The 20,878-nt window shown below is 61.0% G+C and carries 24 protein-coding genes and 1 tRNA gene; 12 read left to right on the forward strand and 13 right to left on the reverse strand.

The annotated features are described in order from the left end of the window. Window positions 1-7: 7 nt before the first annotated feature. From PHF15_RS06570 to PHF15_RS06585, 4 genes are read right to left on the reverse strand one after another with little or no spacing between them, the layout of a single operon-like run. On the reverse strand, window positions 8-790 hold the full coding sequence (locus tag PHF15_RS06570) for an SDR family oxidoreductase (RefSeq protein WP_300119898.1): 783 nt from the start codon (window positions 788-790) through the stop codon (window positions 8-10). A gap of 14 nt (window positions 791-804) precedes the next feature. After that, window positions 805-1,419 carry an LPS export ABC transporter periplasmic protein LptC gene (lptC, locus tag PHF15_RS06575; RefSeq protein WP_300119899.1) on the reverse strand — a complete coding sequence of 205 codons (615 nt, stop codon included), beginning with the start codon at window positions 1,417-1,419 and terminating at the stop codon, window positions 805-807. Next, window positions 1,416-1,961: an HAD hydrolase family protein gene (locus tag PHF15_RS06580; RefSeq protein ID WP_300119900.1), complete on the reverse strand. Its 546-nt coding sequence runs from the start codon at window positions 1,959-1,961 to the stop codon at window positions 1,416-1,418. Before PHF15_RS06580 ends, lptC begins: the two co-directional genes overlap by 4 nt. Next, window positions 1,961-2,962 (reverse strand): KpsF/GutQ family sugar-phosphate isomerase, encoded by a 1,002-nt coding sequence (locus tag PHF15_RS06585; protein ID WP_300119901.1) that lies wholly within the window; start codon window positions 2,960-2,962, stop codon window positions 1,961-1,963. Before PHF15_RS06585 ends, PHF15_RS06580 begins: the two co-directional genes overlap by 1 nt. Window positions 2,963-3,020: 58 nt before the next feature. Between PHF15_RS06585 and PHF15_RS06590 the strand changes: the two genes are divergently transcribed. The 11 genes from PHF15_RS06590 (at window position 3,021) to PHF15_RS06640 (ending at window position 12,425) form a co-directional block, all read left to right on the forward strand. Continuing rightward, on the forward strand, window positions 3,021-5,012 hold the full coding sequence (locus PHF15_RS06590; RefSeq protein ID WP_300119902.1) for a cation:proton antiporter: 1,992 nt from the start codon (window positions 3,021-3,023) through the stop codon (window positions 5,010-5,012). A gap of 65 nt (window positions 5,013-5,077) precedes the next feature. Continuing rightward, window positions 5,078-5,632, forward strand: coding sequence for an adenine phosphoribosyltransferase (locus PHF15_RS06595; RefSeq protein WP_300119903.1), 555 nt, complete (start codon window positions 5,078-5,080; stop codon window positions 5,630-5,632). A 23-nt stretch (window positions 5,633-5,655) separates the two neighbouring features. Beyond that, the gene (locus tag PHF15_RS06600) at window positions 5,656-5,931 is read left to right on the forward strand and encodes a DnaJ domain-containing protein (protein ID WP_300119904.1); all 276 of its coding nucleotides are present in this window, start codon (window positions 5,656-5,658) and stop codon (window positions 5,929-5,931) included. A gap of 26 nt (window positions 5,932-5,957) precedes the next feature. Then, on the forward strand, window positions 5,958-6,524 hold the full coding sequence (locus PHF15_RS06605; protein ID WP_300119905.1) for a hypothetical protein: 567 nt from the start codon (window positions 5,958-5,960) through the stop codon (window positions 6,522-6,524). Between the two features lie 45 nt (window positions 6,525-6,569). Next, window positions 6,570-7,313, forward strand: a complete 744-nt coding sequence (locus PHF15_RS06610; RefSeq protein ID WP_300119906.1) for a hypothetical protein — start codon at window positions 6,570-6,572, stop codon at window positions 7,311-7,313. Window positions 7,314-7,323: 10 nt separating this feature from the next. After that, window positions 7,324-8,556 (forward strand): hypothetical protein, encoded by a 1,233-nt coding sequence (locus PHF15_RS06615; RefSeq protein WP_300119907.1) that lies wholly within the window; start codon window positions 7,324-7,326, stop codon window positions 8,554-8,556. 26 nt (window positions 8,557-8,582) lie between these two features. Next, window positions 8,583-8,670: transfer RNA gene (locus PHF15_RS06620), tRNA-Ser, on the forward strand. Between the two features lie 454 nt (window positions 8,671-9,124). Continuing rightward, window positions 9,125-10,372: a DNA (cytosine-5-)-methyltransferase gene (dcm, locus tag PHF15_RS06625; RefSeq protein WP_300119967.1), complete on the forward strand. Its 1,248-nt coding sequence runs from the start codon at window positions 9,125-9,127 to the stop codon at window positions 10,370-10,372. An 18-nt stretch (window positions 10,373-10,390) separates the two neighbouring features. Beyond that, a complete protein-coding gene (locus tag PHF15_RS06630; RefSeq protein WP_300119908.1) occupies window positions 10,391-10,651 on the forward strand; it encodes a hypothetical protein in 261 nt (86 codons plus the stop codon). A 60-nt stretch (window positions 10,652-10,711) separates the two neighbouring features. Further along, on the forward strand, window positions 10,712-11,182 hold the full coding sequence (locus PHF15_RS06635) for a very short patch repair endonuclease (RefSeq protein ID WP_300119909.1): 471 nt from the start codon (window positions 10,712-10,714) through the stop codon (window positions 11,180-11,182). After that, window positions 11,172-12,425: a type II restriction endonuclease gene (locus PHF15_RS06640; protein WP_300119910.1), complete on the forward strand. Its 1,254-nt coding sequence runs from the start codon at window positions 11,172-11,174 to the stop codon at window positions 12,423-12,425. Before PHF15_RS06635 ends, PHF15_RS06640 begins: the two co-directional genes overlap by 11 nt. A gap of 182 nt (window positions 12,426-12,607) precedes the next feature. On the opposite strand, the gene pyrC is transcribed toward PHF15_RS06640, so the two are convergent. From pyrC to PHF15_RS06670, 6 genes are all read right to left on the reverse strand, one after another. Next, on the reverse strand, window positions 12,608-13,645 hold the full coding sequence (gene pyrC / locus PHF15_RS06645; RefSeq protein ID WP_300119911.1) for a dihydroorotase: 1,038 nt from the start codon (window positions 13,643-13,645) through the stop codon (window positions 12,608-12,610). After that, window positions 13,642-14,616 carry a LysR substrate-binding domain-containing protein gene (locus PHF15_RS06650; RefSeq protein WP_300119912.1) on the reverse strand — a complete coding sequence of 325 codons (975 nt, stop codon included), beginning with the start codon at window positions 14,614-14,616 and terminating at the stop codon, window positions 13,642-13,644. The genes pyrC and PHF15_RS06650 overlap by 4 nt, the downstream gene beginning before the upstream one ends. Window positions 14,617-14,667: 51 nt before the next feature. Further along, the gene (locus PHF15_RS06655) at window positions 14,668-15,273 is read right to left on the reverse strand and encodes a hypothetical protein (protein WP_300119913.1); all 606 of its coding nucleotides are present in this window, start codon (window positions 15,271-15,273) and stop codon (window positions 14,668-14,670) included. A gap of 56 nt (window positions 15,274-15,329) precedes the next feature. Next, complete coding sequence (locus tag PHF15_RS06660; protein WP_300119914.1) at window positions 15,330-15,554, reverse strand: hypothetical protein; 225 nt, start codon at window positions 15,552-15,554, stop codon at window positions 15,330-15,332. A 9-nt stretch (window positions 15,555-15,563) separates the two neighbouring features. Further along, window positions 15,564-16,571: an aldo/keto reductase gene (locus PHF15_RS06665; RefSeq protein WP_300119915.1), complete on the reverse strand. Its 1,008-nt coding sequence runs from the start codon at window positions 16,569-16,571 to the stop codon at window positions 15,564-15,566. Between the two features lie 118 nt (window positions 16,572-16,689). Then, window positions 16,690-18,528 carry an ABC transporter ATP-binding protein/permease gene (locus PHF15_RS06670; protein ID WP_300119916.1) on the reverse strand — a complete coding sequence of 613 codons (1,839 nt, stop codon included), beginning with the start codon at window positions 18,526-18,528 and terminating at the stop codon, window positions 16,690-16,692. Window positions 18,529-18,620: 92 nt separating this feature from the next. Here PHF15_RS06670 and PHF15_RS06675 point away from each other — a divergent pair, with 92 nt between their 5' ends. After that, window positions 18,621-19,037: an acyl-CoA thioesterase gene (locus PHF15_RS06675; protein ID WP_300119917.1), complete on the forward strand. Its 417-nt coding sequence runs from the start codon at window positions 18,621-18,623 to the stop codon at window positions 19,035-19,037. A gap of 17 nt (window positions 19,038-19,054) precedes the next feature. On the opposite strand, the gene PHF15_RS06680 is transcribed toward PHF15_RS06675, so the two are convergent. The 3 genes from PHF15_RS06680 to PHF15_RS06690 form a co-directional block, all read right to left on the reverse strand. Beyond that, a complete protein-coding gene (locus PHF15_RS06680) occupies window positions 19,055-19,543 on the reverse strand; it encodes a thioesterase family protein (protein WP_300119918.1) in 489 nt (162 codons plus the stop codon). Between the two features lie 36 nt (window positions 19,544-19,579). Beyond that, on the reverse strand, window positions 19,580-20,170 hold the full coding sequence (locus PHF15_RS06685) for a chalcone isomerase family protein (protein ID WP_300119919.1): 591 nt from the start codon (window positions 20,168-20,170) through the stop codon (window positions 19,580-19,582). Window positions 20,171-20,279: 109 nt separating this feature from the next. After that, window positions 20,280-20,813: a TlpA disulfide reductase family protein gene (locus tag PHF15_RS06690; protein ID WP_300119920.1), complete on the reverse strand. Its 534-nt coding sequence runs from the start codon at window positions 20,811-20,813 to the stop codon at window positions 20,280-20,282. Window positions 20,814-20,878 lie beyond the last annotated feature (65 nt).

Here is a 20,878-nt window from a genome sequence, read left to right on the forward strand (position 1 = left end):
TTTTTGTTTAGAGCAGTTTGTCTGTCTCGCGCGGTTTGCGCGGACGTCCGGCAAACAGGCGGTCGAACACCGCGTTGGGCAGAAGTCGCATCAACTTGGCCACCACACCCATTTGCCACGGGATCACGCGGTAGCTGCAGCCTGCGGCAATGGCACGAACCGCTTTCTCGGCAAAAACTTCAGGCTGCATTAGGAACGGCATGGTGTACTGGTTGTTTTGCGTCAGCGGCGTGGCGATGTAGCCCGGGCACAGCGTGACTACCTTGACACCGCTCATGCTCAGTTCGCCGCGAAGGCTCTCGCAATAGCTGATTACTGCGGCCTTGCTGGCGCAGTAGCCGCCATGACCTGGCAAGCCGCGAATGCCAGCCACGCTGCCAATGCCCACCAGCGTGCCTGTGCCGCGCGCCACCATCGGAGCAATGAACGGGCCGAAGGTGGCTGCTGTACCCATCACATTGGTTGCCAGAATGCGTGCCATCACGGCAAAGTCATCGGGCACCGACGAATCCACGCCGATGCTGATGCCCGCGTTGGCGATCACCGCATCGGGCAGCCCCTGCCGCGCCATGCACATCTGCGCCATGTGGGCCATCTGCCCGACGTCGGCGACATCCGCGCTGTAAATGACATAGGTTTCGGGGCTAATGGCGTTCTCATTCAGCCAGGCCTGCATCGCATCGCCGCGCCTGGCCACCAAAGCGAGTTGATATCCCAGTCGGGCGTAGTGCAGGGCCATGGCCTGACCAATACCACTGGAAGCGCCGGTGATCAGGACCAATGGCATCATGACTTGCGCTGTGTTCAAGGCATCCTGGCGGGGACCAGCTGACCCCGCACGCGCCCGGTCAGCAGCATGACGCGATCCTTGTTGTCGTAGTCCATGCTGTTGGCCGTAAAACGGTCCTGGCCACGGGTGAGTTCGACAGGTTTGTTCGATATGACGCGCTCGGTTTCCATGAAGGCGTGCAAAAACTCGCCCCTGAAGGTTAAGGCCGGCTGGTCCCTGCCGCTTGTGTCGCGGCTGGGCTGGCGCTCCACCAGCGCCTGCCCGATGAGTCGGACTTCCGATGCATCGCTATTGCTGATGGCCTGCAGCGCCGACGCCGTGGTCAGCTCACCCACTTCGTTGATGGCGCGGATGAGAACCCGGTCAATTTCAAGTGTGTCGGTGTCCGGGTAATGGTGCGCTTGGGTTCCGGTGATTTCACTTTTGAGTTGGCCACTGGCATCAAAGGTTTTGACAGAAAACTGGCGCATGAAGTAATCGGGCAGATGTTGTACCGGCGCCGCCGGGTGGGGTGGCTCAATGGTGGGCGTGCTGCGCACCAGCCAGTAGGTGGCCATGGCCAGCAGCCCCATCAGCAACACCGGCAAATACAGCGTCAGTTGATCGAACAGGTTGCGCAACCTGTTCATTGCAAGGCTTCCTGCAGTAAGTTGGCATATCGGCCGCTGGCGACCAGAAGCAGGTCGCACAGCTCGCGCACAGCCCCCTTACCGCCTGTTTGTCGGGTCACGTAATGGGCGCGGGCCAGCACCTCGGCCTGGGCGTTGGCGGGGGCGCAGGCGAAGGCGGAACTGGTCAGTATCGGCAGATCGGGCCAGTCGTCGCCCATGGCGGCGGCCTGCTGCCAGTCCAAGCCCAGCGCCTTGAGGCTGAGCTCGGCGGCGGGGCGCTTGTCTTCGGTGCCGAAGTGGGCGTGCTCGATGCCCAGCGCAGATAGCCGCAAGCGCAGCGCCTTGCTGTCGCGCCCGGTGATCATCACCGGCGTGATGCCGGCGCGTTGCAGCAATTTGAGGCCGTGGCCGTCGAGCGTGTTGAAGCACTTGAGCATTTCGCCGTGTTCGGAAAAATACAGCCCGCCGTCGGTCAGCACGCCATCGACATCGAAAAAGACGACGCGAATGCCCTGCGCCTTGAGTAGCAATTCTGGGGGGAAATTGAGTGCCGGGGCCATCAGATCACCTTGGCCCGCATCAGGTCGTTGCTGTTGAGCGCGCCGCACAATTTGCCCTCGGCATCGAGCACCAGCACGCTGGTGATGCGGCGCTGCTCCATCAGTTCGGCGGCATCCACCGCCAGCGCATTGCAGCTGATCGTGGCGGGCTTCGGGTGCATGACATTCTGCGCGGTGCTGTTGCGCAAATCAACGCCTTTTTCAATCAGGCGGCGCAGGTCACCGTCGGTAAAGATACCCTGCACCTGGCCGCCGGCGTCCACCACGGCGCTGGCGCCCAGGCCTTTGGCGCTCATCTCGCGCATCAGTTCGCTGAAGCTTGCCTGCAAGCCAACGCGGGGCACTTGGTCGCCGCTGCGCATGACGTCGCTCACCAGCGTGAGCAGCTTGCGCCCCAGTGCGCCGCCGGGGTGCGAGCGGGCAAAGTCTTCAGCCTTGAAGCCGCGGGCATCGAGCAGGGCCACGGCCAGCGCATCTCCCAGCGCCAGTTGCGCGGTGGTGCTGGCGGTGGGCGCCAGATTGAGCGGGCAGGCTTCCTTGGCGACATTGCTGTTCAAAAAGCAGTCGGCGTAGCGCGCCAGGGTCGAGCCGACATGACCCGTCATGGCCACCAGCGGCGCGCCCAGGCGCTTGATCATGGGCAGCACGGCGGTGAGTTCTTCGGACTCGCCGCTGTTGGAAATGGCCAGCACCACGTCCACCGCCTTGATCATGCCCAAGTCGCCGTGGCTGGCCTCCGCGGGATGGACAAACATGGCCGGGGTGCCGGTGGAAGACAGCGTGGCGGCAATCTTGCGGGCAATGTGGCCACTCTTGCCCATGCCCATCACCACCACGCGGCCCTGCACCGCGAACATCAAGCGCACCGCCTTCACAAAATCGGAACCGATGTGCTGCCTGAGGCCGAGCAGGGCGGCCGCCTCGATGTCGATCGTTTCATGCGCCAGCGCCACGGCGCGGGCCGCATCAAATGTTGGGGCAGGGGTGGGTTGAGTCGTCATGGCAGCATTCTATCGGCCAGGTCTCATAAAAAGGTCTTGCGCTTGGTAGTATCAGGGGGTGAACCCACTTGATTTAACCCTGTTGTATTTGCTCGCCGCCGTGCTCGGCGTGGTGGCCTGCCGGTACCTGAAACTGCCGCCCATGCTGGGCTATCTGACGGTGGGCGTGGTGATCGGCCCAAACGCGCTGGCGCTGGCCAAGAACGCCGATGGCGTGCGCCATCTGGGCGAATTTGGCGTTGTTTTCCTGATGTTCGTGATTGGGCTGGAGTTCAACCTGCCCAAGCTGCGCAGCATGCGCAACCACGTGTTTGGCCTGGGCCTGTTCCAGGTGGCGCTGACCATGCTGGTGACCACGGCGTTCAGCATGGCGTTTGCCGTGCTGGCGCCGACCCATTGGGGCATGGACTGGCGCACCGCGCTGGCCTTGTCCAGCGCCATGGCCATGAGCAGCACCGCGGTTGTGGTCAAGCTTATGAGCGAGCGGCTGGAGATGGAGACCGAGCACGGCAAGCGCGTCATGGGCGTGCTGCTGTTTCAGGATCTGGCTGTGGTGCCGCTGCTGGTGCTGATTCCGGCGCTAAGCGCCTCGCCAGAGCAGATGGTGGAAACGCTGGCCTGGGCGTTGTTCAAGGCCAGCGCGCTGATCGCCGTGCTGCTGGTGGGTGGCCCGCGCATCATGCGCTGGTGGCTCACACTGGTGGCGCGGCGCAAGAGCGAAGAGCTGTTTGTGCTCAACCTGCTGCTGGTCACGCTGGGACTGGCATGGCTGACCGAGTTGGCGGGGCTGAGCCTGGCGCTGGGCGCGTTCATTGCCGGCATGCTGATTTCAGAGACCCAGTTCAAGCACCAGGTGGAAACCGACATCCGGCCGTTTCACGACGTGCTGCTGGGCTTGTTTTTCATCAGCATCGGTATGATGCTGGACTGGCGACTTGTGCTGGAGCGCTGGCCGCTGGTGCTGTTGCTGGTCACGGTGCCGGTGCTGTACAAGGCGCTGGTGGTGACTTTTTTGACGCGCGCCCTGGGCTCGACCATGGGCGTGGCCTTGCGCACCGGGCTGTATCTGGCGCAAGCCGGGGAGTTCGGTTTTGTGCTGCTGACGCTGGCGCAGGCCAACAAGCTGGTGCCGCCCGAGCTCCTCAATCCGATTCTGGCGGCGATGGTGCTGTCGATGCTGGCGACCCCCTTTATTGTGATGCGCAGCAACCAGATTGTCATGAAACTTGTCAGCAACGAGTGGCTGATGGAGTCGGTGCAGATGACCAGCATTGCGCGCAAGTCGATCATGGCCAACAAGCACGTCATCATTTGCGGCTATGGCCGCTGCGGTCAGAATCTGGCGCGCATGCTCGACAAGGAGTCCATTCCCTACATTGCGCTCGACCTCGACCCCGACCGGGTGCGCCAGGCCGCCGTAGCCGGCGACTCGGTAGTGTTCGGCGATGCGGCGCGGCTGCAGGCGCTGATGGCGGCCGGCCTGGCGCGCGCCAGCGCGGTGGTGGTCACCTACCTGGAAACCCCCAGCGCCATGAAGGTGCTGGCTCACATCAAGGAGCACGCGCCGCAGGTGCCAGTGGTGGTGCGCACCCAGGACGACCACGACCTGGAGGCGCTGCAGCAGGCGGGCGCCACCGAGGTGGTGCCCGAAGCCATTGAAGGCTCGCTGATGCTGGCCAGCCACGCGCTGGCGCTGGTGGGCGTGCCGATGCGCCGCGTGATCCGCATCGTTCAGGAGCAGCGCGATGCCCGATACAAGCTGCTGCGCGGCTTCTTTCGCGGCGCCGATGATGGCGCCGTGGATGAACTGCAGCAGGAACGCTTGAGTTCGCTCAGCCTGCCGATGAGCGCCAGGGCGGTTGGGCGTACTCTGGGCGATCTGGCTTTGCCCGTGCTGGAGGTTCGGTTGGTGAGCCTGCGCCGCGCCAACGGGCAGGCGATGCCCCTGGGGGATGATCTGATGCTGATGGATGGCGATGCGCTGGTGCTTTCGGGCAAGGCCGAAGCGCTGGAGCAGGCCGAGCGCGCGCTGCTCAAGAGCGGCTTCTGACGCCTGGAGCTCGTGGCGCTCGTGGCGCGGGGCACAATATGACTTTTGATTGATCTGGACAACTTATGCTGAATGTCAGTGTGCCCCACTACCTGCGCGAGCACATCCGCACCGTGCCCGACTGGCCCGCGCCAGGCGTGCAGTTTCGCGACATCACGCCGCTGCTGCAGGACGCCAAGGTGTTCCGGGTGCTAATCGATGCCTTTGTGCACCGCTACATGGACCCCGCGCGTCGCCCCGACGTGGTGGCCGGGCTCGATGCGCGCGGTTTCATTCTGGGTGCCGTAGTGGCTTATGAACTGGGTGTGGGCTTCGTGCCGATCCGCAAAAAAGGCAAGCTGCCCTTTACCACTGTCGAGGAAACCTACGAGCTGGAGTATGGCAGCGCCACCGTCGAACTGCACACTGACGCCGTCAAACCAGGCCAGCGCGTGCTGCTGATCGACGACCTGATCGCCACCGGCGGCACCATGATGGCGGGCAAGAAGCTGCTGGAAAAATTGGGCGCCGAGGTGACCGAGGGCGCCGTGATCGTCGATTTGCCCGAGCTCGGCGGCTCCGACAAGCTGCGTGCAGCAGGTCTGACGCTGTTCACCCTGGTTGATTTTTCTGGCCATTGAGGCCGATTGATGCGCGTCGCCAGATGAAAGACCATTACGCCGCCCTGGACCTGCGCCCGTCTGCCACGCTGGCCGACATCAAAAAAGCCTTTCGACAGCAGGCTGCCATTCACCACCCCGACCGCAACAGCGCTGCTGATGCCGCGGCACGCTTTCGGCTCGTACAGACGGCCTACGAGGTGCTGTCAGACCCCGACAAGCGCAAGGCTTATGATGACAACCGCCAGCGGAACCTGCTCGACAGCCCGCTCGACACCGCACGCGTCATTTGGCAAGATTACTTCAGCCGCATTGTTTGATGCCTTACCCCACACCCGAGAACGCCATGAGCATGTCCGCTTTTTTCCGCGCGCTGCGCACCTCCTACCAGGCCGAGATCGACGATCTCTCATTTGACTCGGAGGGTCGCAATGTGCTGCGCCAGCGCCTGTTGGAAAAGCGCGGGCAGATCACGTTCCTGAAGCAGATGATGGAGCTCAGCCCCGAGATGGTCGCCGTCATTTTTCATGGCGGCTTCCACTTTGAAGAGCCGGCGGTGATGGAGCAGGTGCTGACGCTGGAGTCCGATGAATTTCCCGACTGGAGCAGCCTGGGTGACGCCGTGCAGCTGACCCCTTGGGCGCAGGAGCTGGCTGATGCCTTGTTGCCGGAACCGCAGGGCGATTGGTTCATGGTGGTCGCGTCGGCGCTGGAGTATTTGTACCACCGGCCCTCGCCGCATCAGCTCGAAGCTGCGGCGCATGGCGATGAATCAGAGAGTGAACACGGCGCTACCCGTCGCCGCGACCATGGCGATGATTTTGACAAGGACGACGAGCGCCATCACGACCAAGACCATGACGAAGCCAGCGCCCAGTGGCTGGAAGACCAGGGCTTTGACCGCAAGGAATAAGGTGCGTCAAGCACAACGACAACATTGAAACCAAGGGAATATCGTATGCAGCATTTGGCCTTGATTGAAAAAACCCGGTCCCTGATTGCCGCCGGCGACATCGTCGGTGCCGAGTCTGCGTTGGTCGAACTCGCCGACCGCGAAGGCGACGGCGCGCTGATGGAGGTGCTGCAACAGTTGCCGCCAAAGGACGTGCTGGCGGTGATTCGAGAGTACGACGGCTCGCGCGCCTCCATCATCAACCTGATGCTCACACCCGAGCAGTTCGCCCGCGCCGTGGTCATTGAAAAACAGTACCGCGACCTGACCCGCAGCCATTTGCGCGGCATGATGAACTCGATCATTTTCCGCGACGGCGCCGACCCGCTGGCCTTCATCAACGCCATCGGCGACCTAGAAGGCGGCGCCGAGGCGTTGGCCGACTATTTTGAAGAAAAATGGAGCCGCATCGAGGCCTTTGCCCGCACCGGCACCTTCGACACGGTCGAGGACGACGGTGCCGTCCTGTCCGAAGACGACTTGCGCGCCAACGCCTATGCGAGCGCCCGGCTCGACCAGGATGAAGTGGCCGACTCCGACTGGATGCAACTGGCCTGGCTGCTGCGCTACGAAAACCCTGACCTGTTCATTGAAATGCTGCTGGTGCTGCGTGCCAAGGCTCGCGCTTTCGAGCTGGGTCTGGATGAAGAGGACATGGCCGAGGACGACGGCAAGTTTGAAACCAGCGCCACCGACCGCGGCCAAGCCACGCCCGCCGCCATCGACCCCGACGAAGAATCCGCGATTTGAGCCTTGCGCCTTGCCACTGATTCCCATGACGCCGCCCAAGCCTGAAGCCACCCATGGCGTGTCGCTGTTCGACGCGCGGCCCTTCTTTGAGAAGGCCGTGTCCTACGGCATGCAGCACGGTCTGCTCGACCCGGTCAAACTGGCTGCCATGGCCGAGGAGGCGGCCAAGGGCATGGTGCAGATTGCGCACTATTTCGGCAGCGAGTATTTGCGCCCCGAACTTGAAAAGGCGCGCGACCGGCTGGTCAACCTGGTCAGTCTGCACCTGCAGGACGCCAGTCAGGGCGACCTGCGCGTGGCCGCCGAACTTCTGCGCGACCACTCCCTGCTGTCGCGCTCCAAGGCCGGCTCCGACCTGCTCAAGGCACTGATCGTGATGCCGCAAAACACCCACTTTGGCATGAACGAGCGCGGGGCTTTTAGCGACCGCCACTTGCCGCAACTGGCGCGCTGGTCGCTGGCCAGTTATGGCGACTACCAGGCCGAGTTTCTGGCGCGCCAGCACGCCGTGCAGGTGGTCGAGGCTGCGCTCTGGTACGCCGACCAGTTGGGCCTGTCGGCCGACGACCTGCAAGACGCCGAGCCCGATGCCGAGGCCGTCATCCGCACCGCACTGCTGCTCAACATGGCGCGACGCAAGGAGTTACCCGATTGGGTTGCTTTTGAAAAACTGATCGTGGCGCTGCGCCAAAAGCAGCCGGCGCCTGAGCTGTTGGAGCTGCCCAAAAACCTGCCCGAGGCTTACCATGCTGTGGTGGAGACCGTGCGCCAGTCGGTGCTGGCGGACTGGCCGCGCTTGCTGGATAGGCGCCTGTCGCCGCGCAAGCTGTTCGACCAGACGCCTGCTTTCATGGGCCGCTACTTCTGGCTCGAAGACGCCTTGAGCGAAGTCGGTCAACATGACCGGAGCCGCTCAGCCGCCTGGGACAAGCTCACCCAGGGCCACAGCGATGATGGCACCGTGCTCACGCTTTGCCTGTGCGTGGCCACCGGCAGCGCGCTCAAAACCCTGTTGACCGACAAGACCGCCGCCACGCTGGTGCGCAAAATTCGCAAACACGCCTGGCAGCCGGAGTTGGCCACCCACTATCTGCAGGCGCATGCGCCGGAGCAGCATCTGGATGATTTCATCAGTCTCTGGCAGGATTTTGTCCATGAGTCGCAGGCAACCCTGCTCAGCGACCGTGACGGGAAGCTGCAAGACGCGCTGGCGCTGCTGCGCCGCGAGTGCAATGTGGCCTGAGTTGCCGGGTTAGAATTCAGCCCGCTGGAAGCGTGGCAGAGTGGTCGATTGCACCGGTCTTGAAAACCGGCAACCCGCAAGGGTTCGTGAGTTCGAATCTCACCGCTTCCGCCAGAGGGCCTTGTTTCATGCGGGTTTCAAGGCGTTCAAATAGCTCTACCCCCCATAAAACCCGCCAATTCAGAATGTGGTTGATTTGGGCAGACAAACAGCCAAACATCCTGTTTGACAGGAAATGACGGCGCAGCCGTGCAGCACCACCAGCCAGCGGCCAACAGCACCGCGCGGCGCCAGCCTCTCAATACCGCTTCCGCTTCGCTGTCATCAGGGCTGCGCCCCGATACCCCGGTCGGCGCTGGTTGGCGTGGTCTTCCAATTTTGAAGGTTGATTTGTTGCCGTCATTGGCGCAGCCTTGTCAGGAGTGGACAGCCATATCACCTTGGATACGGGGGATGCACTGGCTGCAATCCCACGCTGTATGCAAAATACTGTATTTTTCATCAGGGGGATGCATACCGGACATTTTGTCCGGTATGATCACCTATCATGGACACACGCTTAACCACCCTGAACGACAGTGCTGCACTTGAATACCTTGCAGCGGCACGCCTGCATCACTCGCAAGCTGCCATTGCCAAGCATCTTGGTGTCAGTGAGCGGCAGGTCAGGCGCTGGGAGGCCAGAGAGTCGAGCCCGCCCCAGTATGTTGGCATGGCTTTGCAACGGCTTTTGCCGTTCCAGCCAGTCACCAACCCGAATGCAGATTTCAAATTTATTGATTTATTTGCGGGTATCGGTGGCATCCGGCTGGCCTTTGAGGACATTGGCGGTGAATGCGTGTTCACGAGCGAATGGGACAGCTACGCGCAGCGCACCTACATGGCCAACTTTGGTGGGCAGCACCCGATCAATGGCGACATTACCCAAATACCTGCGGACGACATTCCAGACCATGACGTTCTTCTGGGTGGTTTTCCCTGTCAGCCGTTTTCAATTGCAGGCGTGTCCAAGAAGAATGCACTCGGCCGGGCGCATGGTTTTGCTGATGAAACGCAGGGCACGCTGTTTTTTGACGTAGCGCGCATCATTGCAGCCAAACAACCCAAGGCATTCTTGCTTGAGAACGTCAAAAACCTGCAGTCCCATGACAAGGGTCGCACCTTTGCCGTGATTCTGCGCACATTGCGCGACGAACTTGGCTATCAGGTTTTCCACAAGGTGATCGACGGGGCTCACTTCGTGCCCCAGCACCGGGAACGCATCATCATCGTCGGCTTCCGTGACCCGGTCGTCTTTAATTGGGACATGGTTGACCTGCCAGCAAAAGGAACACGCACACTGGGTGAAATCATCCACAAGAAGGCTGCTGAACCAGCGCTTGAAGCGGATGGCGTCAACTATTACGACCATGCTAAACACAAGGTACTGGACAAGTACACTTTGACCGACAAACTCTGGCAATACCTGCAAAACTACAAAATAAAGCATGCCGCAGCAGGCAATGGTTTTGGGTTTGGTCTGGTCACGAAAGAAGGTGTGACGCGAACGCTTTCGGCACGTTACTACAAGGACGGTTCGGAAATCCTGTTCAGCCAAGGCGCCAAGAAGAACCCCCGCCGCCTGACACCGCGTGAATGCGCCCGGCTGATGGGCTTCCCGGACTCGTTCAAGATTCCGGTGTCGGACACGCGCGCGTACAAGCAATTTGGAAACTCTGTGGTTGTACCGGTCATGGCAGCAGTAGCACGAGCCCTGCAGCCATTGATTGTTGAAGCCGTGCAGAATGACAGTGAACCCATCCGCCGCGCGGCTTGAATGGAAAGGACTCAGATCATGAATGACATTTCACGCACTTCGGACATGCCCTCGGCTTCACGTTCTTGCGATGCCAAGGGGAAGTTGTTCAAAAAGGGGGACTTCGTTTCCATCCTTCCTGCGTTTCAGGATGCCGGTGATGACCAATTTACATGGGTGGTTATGGCCGACGAGGAGAAAGGACGCGTCGATATCTGCCCGGTCAATTCGAGTCTGACCATCAAGCCGGTTTACACATTGCAGACTGGCCAGATCACCTTGCGACCGGCAAACACTTGAGTTGACTATGCGGGTCAACGCTGGGATGGATTGGGGTTGTCCGTCACGGGCACTGCCGACATGGCAGACGTAGTTGATGCGGCCACCCGCAGCCGGATGATGGCCGCCATCAGGGGCAAGGACACCAAACCTGAAATGCTCATCCGTCGAGCCCTTCATGCCAGAGGCCTTCGTTACCGCCTTCATGACCCGGCGCTTCCGGGCAAGCCGGACTTGGTATTCCCCCGATACCGAGCCGTACTGTTTGTAAATGGCTGTTTCTGGCACGGCCACGACTGTCGTTACTTCAAGATACCAGCTACCCGCACCGAGTTCTGGACTGAAAAAATCAATGCCAACCGACTACGGGATGAGCGCCAGATAATGCTGCTCAAGAAGCAAGGGTGGCGAGTGATGGTAATCTGGGAATGCACAGTTCGTGACCGCACATCTTTTGACCAATTGACTGCAACAGTGCACGACTGGATTACCAACAATCAAGCCCCTCAAACCGGGGCGGCTTCCATCCAACAGGTTCAAGATGTTCACTGACAAAATTACAGACTACTTCGAAGGCGTTGCTGCGAAGTACCTGAGTGTGGTCGATGCTGACCCGGAACGCTCGAACGGGCATGAAATAGGAGGGCTTCCTGCGGCAGGTGCCAAGAGTTGGCTTGGAACGCCCGGCAAAGGTGAGGGGCAGGAAATCAGGTATCAGGCTCAGCAGGTCTACATTTCAGACGAGCTGGACGAGCCGCTCATCTACGAGAGCAGCGTTTCTTGGTACGACTCGCGGCGAAACAAACCTGCCCGGAGCCCGGAATATCGGCTGTACTACGAGGATTCGCCGGTAACGCTACAGTTCAAGCCCGGCGATTTTTTGCTGATAGCCAAGCACCGCGATGGTCGGCTCTTGATGGTATTGGCTCCGCCGCAAAGCTCTGTTGAGAAGCAGCTACGCGTAATTTTCGGCTTGTCGGAAATCGATGAGGACTTTAATGCCGGTAATCTAGAGTCATCGATGCTCCTTTTACCACTGCGGTTGCTGCTTGAAACCCTTGGTTTTGAGTTGAGCAAGCCTGCGGCTGACGATGGAACATGGCTGGATCGGCTAATGGCCGAGTTCGGCGACAAGCAGTTTCCGAGTACTGAGCGCTTTTCCACATTTGCAAGAAAGTCGCTGGAGAACGAGGTAGACCCTCTCCGGTTCCCTGACAAGACTCTAATGGCGTGGATGGAACATGAGGAAAAGCTGTTCCGCATTTACGAATGTCATTTCGTGATGAAGCGCTTGGACGTTGGTTTCTCTGCCGATAGTCATGGGGTAGAAACTTTCATCAGCTATTCGCTGAGCGTGCAGAACCGCCGGAAATCCCGAGTCGGCCATGCTTTCGAAGGCCACATCCGCAATCTTTTCAAGAAACATGCTCTCAAATTCGAGCAGGGCGCGAAGGCCCTTGTGACTGAAAACAGTGCGCGGCCAGATTTCCTGTTTCCCTCGTTCAGCGCATACCACGACAAAACTTTCCCCACCGAAAGCTTGATTATGTTGGGTGCAAAGACAACCTGCAAAGACAGATGGCGACAGGTTCTCAGTGAAGCCGCCCGAATCGAGTCCAAGCACCTGATTACGATGGAGGCGGCCATCAGTGAGGCCCAGACCAATGAGATGGTTGCCCACAAGCTGCAGCTTGTCATACCGACAGCCATGCACACAACATTCAATGAAGGTCAGCGGGCCCAGTTGCTGGATGTCAGCGGCTTCATTGATATGGTCAAATCCGTACAGCGATAACCCCCGCTTTTACGCGCAAGGTCTTGCGACTTGGGGTTGTTGTTTCGGTCACACGCCGGAAAGTATTTCTGTGTGAATTGTCCGGGTTGGCCCATGGACTAATTGCCAAATCAGTGTTTCGCAACAGTCAATCAGTGCCGATGAAGATCGGCAACACCGACGAGCCTACGGGCAATGTCCCTTCAAACAACTTTCCATGTCAGCACCTCGCCCGCCCCCAGCGGCTTGAGCTCGGCTTCGCCAAAGGCGAAACGCTCCGGCACGGTCCATGCCTCGCGCTTCAATGTGAGTGTGCTGGCATTGCGTGGCAGGCCGTAAAAATCTGCGCCGAAAAAGCTGGCAAAGCCTTCCAGCTTGTCGAGCGCGCCCATCCCGTCGAACGCCTGCGCATACAGTTCCATCGCCGTGTAGGCGGTGTAGCAACCGGCGCAGCCGCTGGCATGCTCCTTGAGGTGCACCGGGTGCGGCGCGCTGTCGGTGCCGAGGAAAAATTTTGGGTTGCCGCTGGTAGCGGCCACCAGCAGGGCCTGGCGATGGCTTTCGCGCTTGAGCACCGGCAGGCAGTAGTAATGCGGACGGATGCCACCGGTAAAAATGGCGTTGCGGTTGTACAGCAGGTGGTGCGCGGTGAGCGTGGCCGCGGTAAAGCGGTCGGCCTCGGCCACGTATTGCGCCGCCTCTCGCGTGGTGATGTGCTCGAACACGATCTTGAGCTCGGGGAAATCGCGGCGCAGCGGGATCAGCTGGGTGTCGATGAACACCGCTTCGCGGTCGAACAGGTCGATCTCGGGCGCGGTCACTTCGCCGTGCACCAGCAGCGGCATGCCCACCCGCTGCATGGCTTCGAGCGTGGGGTAAGTTTTGTGTAGGTCGGTCACACCGGCATCGCTGTTGGTCGTGGCGCCGGCCGGGTAGAGCTTGACGGCGACGATGCCGACCCCCTTGGCGCGGGCGATTTCGTCGGCGGGCAGCCTGTCGGTGAGGTACAGCGTCATGAGCGGCTCGAACGCCATGCCCGGCGGCACTGTGGCCAGGATGCGCGCCTTGTAGGCCAGCGCCTGGGCGGTGGTGGTCACAGGCGGACGCAAATTGGGCATGATAATGGCGCGGCCGAACTGGGCGGCGCTGTGCGGTACCACCGTGCTCAGTGCGGCGCCATCGCGCACATGCAGGTGCCAGTCGTCGGGGCGGGTCAGGGTCAGGGTCAGGGTATTGATCATAAGGAATCCCCATGGGACAGCAGGTAGTCCCACAGGGCCTGCGCATTGTGCGTGGGGGTGTCGTGGGCGTGCCTGCCGGCAAGGTTGCCGGGTTTGAGCGCTTCACGATGGATGGGGCGTTCGCGGTAGGCGCGCACTTCCATGGTGATGGTGAGGTCCTTGAGCTCGGGTGGCGCAGCGCTGACAAGCTTGTGCGCGCGCAGGTCCTTGCGCACCGCGCTCATCGGCAAAAATGCCACGCCGTGGCCTTCCAGCGCCATGGCTTTGAGTCCCTCGGCCATGTCGGTCTCATAGACCCGATCGAAGTGGATGGGAGCGCTGCTGTGCTTCAGGATCAGCTCCACCATCTGCCCCAGGTAGGCGCCTTGCGCATAGCCGAGGTAGGGCAGTGGGTGGCCCGCCTTGCCTGGCAGTTCGAACAAGGGCTTGCCGTGCTCGTCGGGCTTGGCGTAGGGTGCCACCACTTCTTCACCCAAGCTCACCATTTCGTAGCGGTCAGCGTTGAGCTGGTTGGGCTGGGACGGGTGATGGTAGGCAATCAGCAGGTCGCAACTGCCTTCCACCAGGCGCATCACGGCATCGTGCACGTTGAGCGCGATCAGGCGGCTTTTGATGGGGCCAAAGCTGGCGCGCAGGGCTGTTACCCAGGCTGGGAAAAAAGTGAACGCCAGCGTGTGCGGCACGGCAAACTCGATCACGTCCTGCGCCGCCGTGGCGTGCCCGCGCAGCATGGCGCGCGTGGTCTGCAGGGTCTGCAGGATTTCGAGCGCCTGGTCGTGCAGTGTTTCACCGGCGGGCGTCAGGCGCGTCGGGTAACTGCTGCGATCCACAAGGTCGGAGCCAGCCCAGGTTTCCAGCGACTGGATGCGGCGCGAAAACGCAGGTTGCGTCACATGGCGCAATTGCGCCGAACGGCTGAAACTGCGGGTTTCGGCCAAGCTGACAAAATCTTCAAGCCATTTGGTTTCCATGAGACGAGATTGTCTATCAGACCGGACTGTTTGATGAGGGGGGACGGCCGCTCAATTTCCGATCAACTGGCCATAGGCCTGCCGGGTGGACGGCGCCAAGGCGGCCAGCACCTGGGCATATGCGGTCTGGTGTCGCGCCAGCAAGCGGGTCGAGGCGACCATTTTGGAGCGGCAAAACCAGTGGCAACTGTGCTGCATCAGCATCAACTCGGCCGACAGGGTGAAGGCCTTGCGCTTGGGCGTCTGGGCCAGCCTGTTTTGGCAGGCCTGCGTGATGCCGCGGGCGTGCACGCTGAGCAATTTGCGCATGTCCAGCGCGGTGGAGGGGAAATATTGCGCGACAAAGGGCAGGGCCAGCGGCAGGCGGCTCAAGCGGGCCTGCGGCTCGGAGACCTTGGCAAACTCCAGCACAAAACGGTTGAACTGCTCGCACAGCGTTTGTTCTGTCGGCTCCAGGTGTCGCCAGACCTGGGCCTGGCGTTGCTCGTCCGCTTCACCCAAAGCGCGCTGGTAGCCGTTCAGCACATCCTGCATCAACTTTTCAATCTGGAATTGCCCAAGATAACCGCCGAGCAAGGCAATGCGCTGCGCTTGCTCGCGCGTTTTGACAACATGCACGGCAATGGCCAGCAGGGCGAAGACAACAAAAATATCCATGGGTGAGTCACAAGAAAGAAAAGGCTGGCTGAGTGTAGTGGGCGGGGCTGATCCGGCTACTGATCCAGATAAGCCAGCGCCGCCCGGATGCGCGCAAGGGTGGCTTCGAGCGGCGCTTTTCTGGACACCTCCAGCCCTAGCTGACGCGCGATGTCATTGATGCGTGCCGGGTTCAGCGGGATGCCGCCCGCGTCGATGGCGGCGATCAGTTGCGCTGCCTGCTGCGCGGCCGACAATGGTCTTTTGCGCCGGATCAACAGCTTGACGAGTTTGCTCAACATCTGGGGGCTTTAGCCAACGCGCGACCGGCCGGTGGGCGGATAAACCGGATCGGTGTAGCCCGGCGTGGAGGGATGGCCGGGCTTGACCAGGCGGTCCACCAACGCCTCGTCCTCGGGAGTGAACACGTAGTCGAGCGCGGGCAGGTAGTCTTGCCACTGCTGGAGCGTGCGCGGTCCGGCGATGACTGAACTCACCACCGGGTTGGCCAGAACCCAGGCGCAAGCGAACTGCGCCAGGCTGATGCTCCGGTTTTCAGCATGAACCTTGAGCTGTTGCGCAATCAGCAGGGATTCTTCGCGAAACTCGGTTTGTGCCAAACGCCGGTCGGCGCGGCCGGCGCGGCTGTCCGGGGCGGGTGCTTGACCCGGCAGGTATTTGCCGGTGAGCACACCGCGCGCCACTGGGCTGTAGGGCACCACGCCAATGCCGTAATGCGTGCAGGCCGGCAGGACCTCGACCTCGGGCATGCGGTTGAGCAGGTTGTAGTAGGGCTGGCACACCACCGGGCCCGGCATGCCTAGCTGCGCCGCCAGGCGCACCAGTTCGGCAATGCGCCAACCCCGAAAGTTCGAAACACCCCAGGCGCGAATCTGGCCGGTGCGCAGCATGGCGTCGAGCGCGCGCAAGGGCTCTTCCAGGTTCATGCCGTCAAAATCGCGGTGCAGGTACAAGATATCCACGTAATCCGTTTGCAGGCGCGCCAGCGAAGCCGCCACTTCGCGCAGCATCCAACTGTGCGAATAGTGGCCCTCGTTGACTCGCTCGGACATGGCATTGCCCAGTTTGGTTGCCAGCACCCAGTCGTGGCGCTGGCCCTTGAGCAGTTGGCCCACCATGGTTTCCGAGCCCCCTTTGCTGTAGACGTCTGCGGTGTCGATGTAGTTCACGCCATGGGCGTGGGCATCGGCCACGATGCCGCCTGCTTCGGCCAGCGCGGTCTGGTCGCCGAACATCATGGTGCCCAGGCACAGGGCCGAGACTTTCAAATTGCTTTTGCCGAGATTGCGGTAGTGCATGAAGGTGCTCTTTCAAGGGAATGAAGGCCTGCCAGTTTAGTCATGATGGCAGTCCATGCTGGCAGAAAAGCAGGACTGCGCCAGCAGCTTTTGAACGCATTGACGGCGCGAAAGGCAGCTACTCTGAACTCTGCTGCAGCGCCCACATCTGCGCGTAACGACCTCCTGAAGCCAGCAGCGCCGCATGGGTTCCGCGCTCCAGGATGTGGCCGGCCTCCATCACCAGGATCTCTTGCGCATCGACCACGGTGGAGAGTCGGTGCGCAATCACCAGCGTGGTCTTGTTCTGCGCCACGCTCTGCAATTCGGCCTGGATGGCGCGTTCATTGGCCGAGTCCAACGCGCTGGTGGCTTCGTCAAAAATCAAAATAGGCGGATTTTTGAGCAGCGTACGGGCAATCGCCACGCGCTGCTTTTCGCCGCCCGACAGTTTCAGGCCGCGCTCACCGACCATGGTCTCAAAGCCTTTGGGTGTGGCGGCGATGAAGTCGTGGATGTGCGCCGACTTGGCCGCCTCGATCACTTGCTCGCGGGTGGCGCCGGGCTGGCCGTAGGCGATGTTGTATTCGACAGTGTCATTGAACAGCACGGTGTCTTGCGGCACGATTCCGATGGCCTGGCGCACGCTGGCCTGTGTCACCTGCCTGATGTCCTGTCCGGCGATCAGGATCTGGCCGCTTTGCACGTCGTAGAAGCGAAACAGCAACCGCGCCAGCGTCGATTTGCCCGAGCCCGACGGGCCGACCACCGCCACTGTTTTGCCAGCCGGGATGTCAAAGCTGATGTCGTGCAGGATCGGACGCGCCGGGTCGTAGGCGAAGTCCACGTGCCTGAAGGCCACGCTGGCGCTTTCGGGTGTCAGCGACAGGGCGGGCGCGCCCGGCACATCGGCAATTTCGCGTTCGCGCTCCATCAGGGTGAACATTTTTTCCAGGTCGGTCAGGCCCTGCTTGATCTCGCGGTAGAGCACGCCCAGAAAGCCCAGCGGGATGTAGAGCTGGATCATGAAGGCATTGACCATCACCAGGTCGCCCAGCGTCATGCGGCCGTCAACCACGCCCTGGGTGGCGCGCCACAGCATGGCCACCAGTCCGGCGGCGATGATGAGTTGCTGGCCGGTGTTGAGCAGGCTCAAGGTGGTCTGGCTCTTGAGCGCCGCCTTGCGGTAGCGCTCCAGGTTTTCGTCGTAACGGCGCGCCTCGAACTCTTCGTTGTTGAAATATTTCACCGTCTCGTAGTTCAGCAGCGAATCGATGGCGCGGCTGTGCGCGGTCGAATCCAGCTCGTTCATGACCTTGCGGAACTGGGTGCGCCATTCGGTCACCAGAATGGTGAAGGCGATGTAGAGAATGAGCGCAATGATGGTGATCCAGGCAAACCACATGTCGAACTTGACCGCCAGAATGCTCAGCACCAGCGCCACCTCGATCAGCGTCGGGAAGATGCTGTAGAGCGAATAGCTGATGAGCGAGTGCACGGCGCGCGTGCCGCGCTCGATGTCGCGCGTCATGCCGCCGGTCTGGCGTTCCAGGTGAAAGCGCAGGCTCAGGGCGTGCAAGTGGCGAAACACCTGCACGGAGATGCTGCGCGAGGCGCCCTCGGTGGCCTTGGCAAAAATCAGCTCGCGTAATTCGGCAAACAGCGTGGTGGACAGGCGCAGCAGGCCGTACGCCACCAGCAGGCCCAGCGGCACCACCAGCAGCGCCTCGGGACCGATGGTCCCCTTGGGGTTCATGGTGTCCACCAGCTCCTTGAGCAGCAGCGGCACACTCACGTTGGCCAGCTTGGCCCCCACCATGAAGGCCAGCGCCGCGATCACGCGCCATTTGTATTCCCACAGGTAGGGGAACAAGCGCTGCAAGGTGGCCCAGTCCGAGCGCGCAAGCGCGGCAGCTTTGGGGTCGGATGACGTGCTGGAGGTGGTGCCGCTGTGACGGCTGGATGAATGGCTGCGCATGGAGGACAATCCTGACTATTTGCGGGACAGGCCTCAGCTACACGAAATGAGCCAGCTCTGTCCCCAACACTTTGTAACCCAGGATTGTGCCCATGTCTGCAAACATTGCCTCCAACGCCGTGCAATTGCCCATTGACGAAAAATTGGTGCTCAAGGTGATCCCCATGCCGCGCGATGTCAATGCCAACGGCGATATTTTTGGCGGCTGGGTGATGGCGCAGGTGGACCTGGCCGGCGCCGTGATCGCATCCCCTTATGCCGCAGGCCGCATGGCCACCGTGGCGGTGAACGAGTTCATTTTCAAGCAGCCGGTGCGGGTGGGTGACATCCTGTCATTTTTTGGCAAGCTGGTGCGCATTGGCCGCACCTCGATCACGGTCAAGATCGAGGTCTATGCCGAACACTTTCGCGCCCAGGGCAAATACACCAAGGTGACCGAGGCATCGCTCACCTATGTCGCCATCGACGACCAGGGCAAGCCACGCGAAGTGCCCAAGCCAGCCGCCTGACTGTAGCGTAACCAGCCCTAGGACACGATGTAGGCGGCCGAGCCGGTGGATAGCAGCTTGCCGTCGGCGCCCAAAAACTCCATGCGGGTGGACGCCACGCGTGAGCCCAGGCGCATCACCTCGGCGCGCAACTCGAACCACTCGCCAATGCCGGGGCGCAGGTAGTCGATGCGCAGGTCGATGGTGCCGAGCTTGGCAAAGCGCTGCAGGCGCTGCGTCGGCGACTCATCCATGTGGCGCGCGCCTATGGCCGCCATCACCGCCAGCCCGCCCAGCGCGTCCAGGCTGGCGCTGATGACGCCGCCGTGAATGCGGTTGTAGGCGTAATGGCCGACCAGCTCGTGCTTCATTTTGATGCGCGCACGCACCTGGTCTGGTTTGATCGACGTGATTTTGAGACCCAACATCTGGTTGAAAACGATCAGCTCTTCAAAGACCTTGGTCAGACCCGCCAGGAATTCGGCTTCAAATTCAATCCTGGCGGGCGCAGCAACGGTTGGGGTCATCTGGAATCCTGTCGCAACAAAACCCGACGGTATCGGTCAACTGCCAATCAACGCTTTCTTGAGATTGCCGTCCACCGGCTTGTCACCCAGCCAGATGCGCAGCACTGAGGTGAAAAATTCTTCGCCCGCAATCACGTTGCCTCGCGCCTTGCCGTTGACCGTGACCTGCGTGCCCGCGTCTGGCACATACTCGAAATGGATCACATCACCCTTTTTGGCTTCGCCCACAGCCTTGAGGTTGGCATTGAGCGCGTCAATTTGCGGCCTCATTGCGGCAAACTGGGCCTCGGTGTGGTTGTCGCGCAAGCCGTCATTCAGGGCACTGGCAAAGCTCTCGGCATCGACGTTGCGTAGCATGGTGATGGTGACACGGCGCGCACCCGTTTGCGCCAGAAGTTGGGCAGCACTGGCGGCTTTTTGGGGCATGTACAAGCCGGCCACATAGACCTTGAAGAACACCTTGGTGCGCAAGCCTGCCCCGTTGAGTTGCAGCTTGGCAGCACCCAACTGGGTGGTGGCCTCAAGCTTGACACCCTCCACCTCAAGTGGCTGCGCCCAGGCAGCCAAGGCAGCGCACGCCAGCAGCAGGGTGGCGAGAGGTCGTTTTACAGAGTTGAATGGACGCATTGACGGTCTCCTTTTGTTAAAAATCACCTTTTATTGCCGGGAGATTCCCGGTGCCCCTAATTTCTTTGAGTATATGGGGCATGGCTTGATGGTCACAGACCGCAACGGCTCACTTGAATAAAAGAGAGCTTTTAAACGTGTTGCGGATCAATTGCTGCGCCTGCGGGCTATCCCATTCGCGCGCGCCGACGATTTTGTTGAGCACCCGTCCCTTGGCATCCACCAGCACCGTCAGCGGCAGGTGCTCGGCGCCCAGCATGTGTTCGAGCTCCAGCTCGCGGTCGATGTAATGGTTCATGGTGGCCTGGCTCTTGCGCAGGAAACCTTTGGCAGATTCGGGATAGTCATCGGTAGAAATGCCGATCACGGTAAATTGCTGACCCAGGTCGCTCCAGGCCAGACGTTCCAGCGAGCCCATCTCCTGGATGCAGGGCGGGCACCAGCTGGCCCAGACGTTGATGATGAGCGGTTTGCCGCGAAAAGCAGACAACTTTTGGTCCGGCCCGTTCAGCCCGCGCATCGTGGCATCGCGCAACACGCTGCCCACTTCCACCTCGCCGGGAGTTTTCGCAGCGGTGTTGGTGACCAACCCCAGCGCCAGCCAGAGGGCAAGCAGACCGAGTTTTATGTCTATGAAACGCATTCAACCTCCCCTTTTTCGTGTCAAAAAATTGCTGTGCGCATATTGATTTTGACACCTTCTGGCAT

The organism is Rhodoferax sp., from assembly GCF_028689295.1.
Lineage (GTDB): Bacteria > Pseudomonadota > Gammaproteobacteria > Burkholderiales > Burkholderiaceae_C > Rhodoferax.